This is a genomic window from Photorhabdus hindustanensis (assembly GCF_002968995.1).
GTDB lineage: Bacteria > Pseudomonadota > Gammaproteobacteria > Enterobacterales > Enterobacteriaceae > Photorhabdus > Photorhabdus akhurstii.
This window is the reverse complement of sequence record NZ_PUWT01000108.1, coordinates 1-4,171: the sequence shown is the minus strand read 5'-3', so window position 1 is coordinate 4,171 and position 4,171 is coordinate 1. Positions and strand designations below refer to the sequence as shown.

At 54.8% G+C, this 4,171-nt stretch carries 5 protein-coding genes; 4 read left to right on the top strand and 1 reads right to left on the bottom strand.

The window, feature by feature from the left end; all coding sequences use genetic code 11:
- From C6H66_RS24000 to C6H66_RS23990, 3 genes are all read left to right on the top strand, one after another.
- A partial coding sequence (locus tag C6H66_RS24000; protein WP_146111117.1) for a hypothetical protein occupies window positions 1–245 on the top strand: 245 nt, incomplete at its 5' end.
- On the top strand, window positions 242–499 hold the full coding sequence (locus C6H66_RS23995) for a PAAR domain-containing protein (protein WP_105396957.1): 258 nt from the start codon (window positions 242–244) through the stop codon (window positions 497–499). The genes C6H66_RS24000 and C6H66_RS23995, both read left to right, overlap by 4 nt.
- On the top strand, window positions 496–1,647 hold the full coding sequence (locus C6H66_RS23990) for a hypothetical protein (protein ID WP_105396956.1): 1,152 nt from the start codon (window positions 496–498) through the stop codon (window positions 1,645–1,647). The genes C6H66_RS23995 and C6H66_RS23990 overlap by 4 nt, the downstream gene beginning before the upstream one ends.
- Before the next feature lie 346 nt (window positions 1,648–1,993).
- On the opposite strand, the gene C6H66_RS27175 is transcribed toward C6H66_RS23990, so the two are convergent.
- Window positions 1,994–2,299, bottom strand: coding sequence for a hypothetical protein (locus C6H66_RS27175; RefSeq protein ID WP_248000818.1), 306 nt, complete (start codon window positions 2,297–2,299; stop codon window positions 1,994–1,996).
- Here C6H66_RS27175 and C6H66_RS27170 point away from each other — a divergent pair.
- Window positions 2,216–4,171: ImcF-related family protein (locus C6H66_RS27170; RefSeq protein WP_422615592.1), on the top strand; the 1,956-nt coding region annotated here is incomplete at its 3' end. The two genes, C6H66_RS27175 and C6H66_RS27170, sit on opposite strands and share 84 nt — an antisense overlap.

Sequence of the window (4,171 nt, the reverse complement as noted above, 5' to 3'; positions counted from 1 at the left end):
AAGTGTCCGAGAGCCTCGCCACTGAGCGGGAAGTGACCGTGCAGTATTTAACTTCCGGCGATCTGATCACCCTGTTGGCAGGACCGGAGTATAGAAAAGCGTTCACCCATAACGTGGGCGAAATGACCCGTCAGCAGAGGGAATTTCTCAAAGAGCGGCGGTTGCAAATGACCAAAGATAATCTCAAAGCGCGTTGGGCGGGAAAAACGTTGGAACCGACCCCATTCAAGGAGCCTGAGAAATGAAAAACGTGATCCGTCAGGGCGATAGCCTGCGCGAATATGGCGGCACGGTATTGTCGGGCCGCTATCTTTGTTTCGGACAACCCATTGCTTGCAAGGGCGATCCTGTTAAGTGTAACCGTCATGGCATGACCACCATTGCTCAGGGGAGTGCGGCCTGCCTGATAGACGGCCAGCCGGTGGCGTTGCATGGTCATCGTTGTGAATGTGGTTGTACGTTAGTCAGCTCTTTTCCCGATTATCAGGTGGCGTTATGAAAGCGATCCCTCTTTTTCCGCCTTATCGTCAGGCTTCGCCTCCCCGCTTTAAACGTTGGCTGGGCGTCGGCGTCGGATTGGTTTTGTTGGTCAGTAACATCGTCGCGCTGATAAGACCAGAAGTCGGTGACACGTCATCCTTGTATGCCCTGATCCCCGGACTAGCGGCGTTATGGCTGTTATGTCTGTTATTCCGCTGGCTGTTTTACCGCTTTGCCCGGCATAACGCCTGGATTTACCAGCAACAGGTTGAGTGGGTTCAGCAACAATGGTGGCGTAAACATCGTCAGCAGATTGCGTTGGTGGACTATGTATTAGTGGGGCCGCTAGGGAGTACCCCCGATGTATGGAATAAAGTGGTTAATCAGTCTCATTGCCACGCGGAACCTATCAAGGAGGCAAGCGGTCAGTCGGTGCGTCTGCTACGTTCTTTTGCCGCTGATATTGAGCAGCGGGAAATACAACTGGCGGGCATGGCCGTGGAGCAGTGGCATAAACAGGGGAAGGCGCAGTCACCGTCGCGTTGTACTCCATTACGCTGTTATTGGTTAGGCTCTGCCGCTGCTTGGCAAGGGTTTGCCGCCCAGATGGCGGAGCGGTTTCCTGATGTGGAGTTGCCTGAACAGCCGCAACCTTGGCTCGGTATTGATACGCTGGATGAGATGGTTGATCTGCTCAACACGACAAAGGACCAACACGCGACTATTTTGTGCGCAGGTTGTCAGTGCGTAGACAGCGAGGCGGAGTCAGCCTTACCCGCCGGTGAAGCGGCATTTATCTGGTTACTGAAAAAACAGGGCAACGTCTGTTTTACCCGTGGTGAATTTTTTTGCTCTCAAAGTGATGAAGAGGTTGTTGACGTCGCGGCCAGAACATTGGTTCAAGCGGATATTTCTCAGCCACCGGAAACCTGCTTTCTGTTTTCTCAGCCGGATACATCCTCACTGGAACAGCTCGGCTGGAATATCACTCAACATCAACAGGATCTCAATTGGGGCAATATTGGCGGGATGAATGCAGTCGTCGTGCAAACACTGGCGGCTATCTTGGTGGAAAATACCGGCCAGCCCTGTGGGTGGTTAGCCCGTGATCCTCAACATACTTTAGCGTTTGGAATAGTGAAATCTTATGGAACTGCAAGAGAATAAATTACCACCTATTTCGGTGGTGAAAACACTCATCTTACTGATAGGAACCATTACCCTGCTGGTCTCGTTGGCCGGTCTGGGATGGTGGTTTTGGGGGGAACACCGAACCGCTGATAGCGAAACCTTTAACCACCTGTTGTGGGTTTGTGGAATAGCGTGGGTGCTCGCCATAGTGGTGAGTATGCTCGGTTTTATCACCGTAACCTTGTTTGTCAAAAACAAAGTCACTGATGTGAAGCCCGATACCCGGCCACTTTTGCCGGCCAGCGAATCGTATGATTATGGTGATTTAGGCGATCGCATGCGCCTCCGTTACGGGCGGTTCTGGTGGTATAAAGTCCGCATTTTACTGGTGGTGGGCGAAGTGGAGCAGGTGGAAGCAATCGCGCCGGGGCTGACCACTGCGCACTGGCTGGAGGGTTATCGCGTGCTGTTGCTCTGGGGCGGCAGTTTGCAGGCTGAACCGAATACCGTTCAGTTGATGGCGCTGCGTCGCCTGCGCCGTTACCGGCCGCTCAATGGCATTGTCTGGGCGCTGACCGAAGACCAAAGCGCGCAGCCGGCGTGGATGGATAAAGCTTTGAGGATGTTGCAAAAACAGGCTCAACAGTTGCGCTGGCAGGCGCCGGTCTACCTGTGGCAGGTGTGTCACAGCGTCTGGTCTCAGGAAGAGCGCATCACTCAGGCCGTCGGCTGCTTTTTTCCTGAACGGTGTACCCCGGATATCGTGGCGACCCAGTTACAAGAATTGGTTGACCCGCTGCGTCGGCGCGGCATGCAGCAACTGCTGGAGAAGACGGCCCACGATTTTCTCTGTCGTCTGTCCGCGAACTTGAAGCAACAGGGGATTGCTCACTGGAAACAGGTCCTGACGCCGTGGTTAGCGGAGTATGGCGATGTGGTATCGCTGCGCGGTCTGATGTTCAGCTTACCGCTCAAAGCGCAGGCGACCAGAGTCCCGCAGGGCTGGCTGCCTGACTCGGCCTGGCAGGGGGTGTTGGAGGGCAGTCGTCGTTTCCACGGCCAGCGGGTTGGCATGCTCCGCACACAGACCATCTGTCGTGGCCTGATAGTGCTGGGCTTATTGTGGGGCGCCGGCATGGTGCTCTCCCTTTTCACCAACCGTGACCAGATAGTCGAGGTGCAGGCGGTGGTAACTGACCTCAAAACTCAGCCGGAGAATTCTGATGCCCAGTTGATAGCTTTAAAGGAGCTGCGTAACGAGGTGGAACGGCTGCAATACCGGGCTGAACATGGCGTGCCGTGGTATGAGCGTTTTAGCTTGAGTCAGAATCAGAAACTGTTGACGACAGTGCTGCCCTATTATGCGCAGGTCAATAACCGCCTGATACGGGACAAAGCCGCTGCGGTGCTGCATGCGAAACTGAGCGCATTGGTGAATTTACCGCCGGGCAGCCCTTTGCGGGCTAAATGGGCGCAAGCCGGTCACGACCAGTTGAAAGCTTATCTGATGATGGCGCAGCCGGAAAAAGCGGATGCCGCGTTTTTAACCCGAATACTGAATGAAAATGAACCTGAGCGGGCTGGTATTGTCCCCGGCGTCTGGCTGGACGCATCGTTGGATTTGTGGAAGTTTTATGCGGAGAATCTGCCCGCGCATTCCGAATGGCGGATAACGCCGGATAAAGCGCTGATTAAACAGGCGCGTCAGTTGTTGCTGCTCCAGCTCGGTAAGCACAATGCCGAAGCGGCGCTCTACCAGCAGATGCTGCAATCGGTGGAGAAAAATTACGCGGACCTGACACTCAACCAAATGACCGGCGACACTGACGCTGAACGGCTGTTTGCCACCTCTCGCGTGATACCGGGGATGTTTACCCGTCAGGCGTGGGAAGGCGGGATACAAAAAGCGATAGCGGAGGCGGTGGCGTCACGTAAGGAAGCGATTGACTGGGTGCTGAGTGATAACCGTCAGACAGTCTCGGCTGCGGTGTCACCCGAAGAGCTGAAAGCCCGCTTGACCGCCCGTTACTTCACCGATTTTGCCGGCGTGTGGCAGGATTTTCTCAACAGTTTGCGTTGGCATAAAACCCGGAGCCTGTCGGATGTTATCGACCAGCTAACCCTGATGGCGGACAGACGTCAGTCGCCGCTGATTGCGTTGATGAACACGCTGGCCTATCAGGGGGAGACCGGACAACAGGGGCCGAGTTTATCGGATTCATTGGTGAAATCCGCCAAGACGTTGCTGAATAAAAAAACGCCGCGAATGATTGATCAACAGACGGTCGGTGTGCGCGGGCCAATGAACGAGACCTTTGGGCCGTTGCTGGCGCTGATGGGAGAAAACAGAGGAACGGAGGGCATGAAAGCCGACAGCACGCTGAATTTACAAACCTTCCTCACGCGGGTAACCGAAGTGCGGCTGAAACTGCAACAGATGAACAACAGTGATGACCCGCCGGCAATGGCGAATGCGTTGGCTAAGACGGTCTTTGAAGGGAAAAGCACCGATTTGACCGATACACAGGGCTACGGTCGTCTGATAGCCGCCAGTCTGGGG

What these genes read in the sequence shown, in the direction of transcription:
- C6H66_RS23995 (WP_105396957.1), top strand. Translation starts at nt 242, where the DNA reads ATGAAAAACGTGATCCGTCAGGGCGATAGCCTGCGCGAATATGGCGGC.
- C6H66_RS23990 (WP_105396956.1), top strand. Translation starts at nt 496, where the DNA reads ATGAAAGCGATCCCTCTTTTTCCGCCTTATCGTCAGGCTTCGCCTCCC.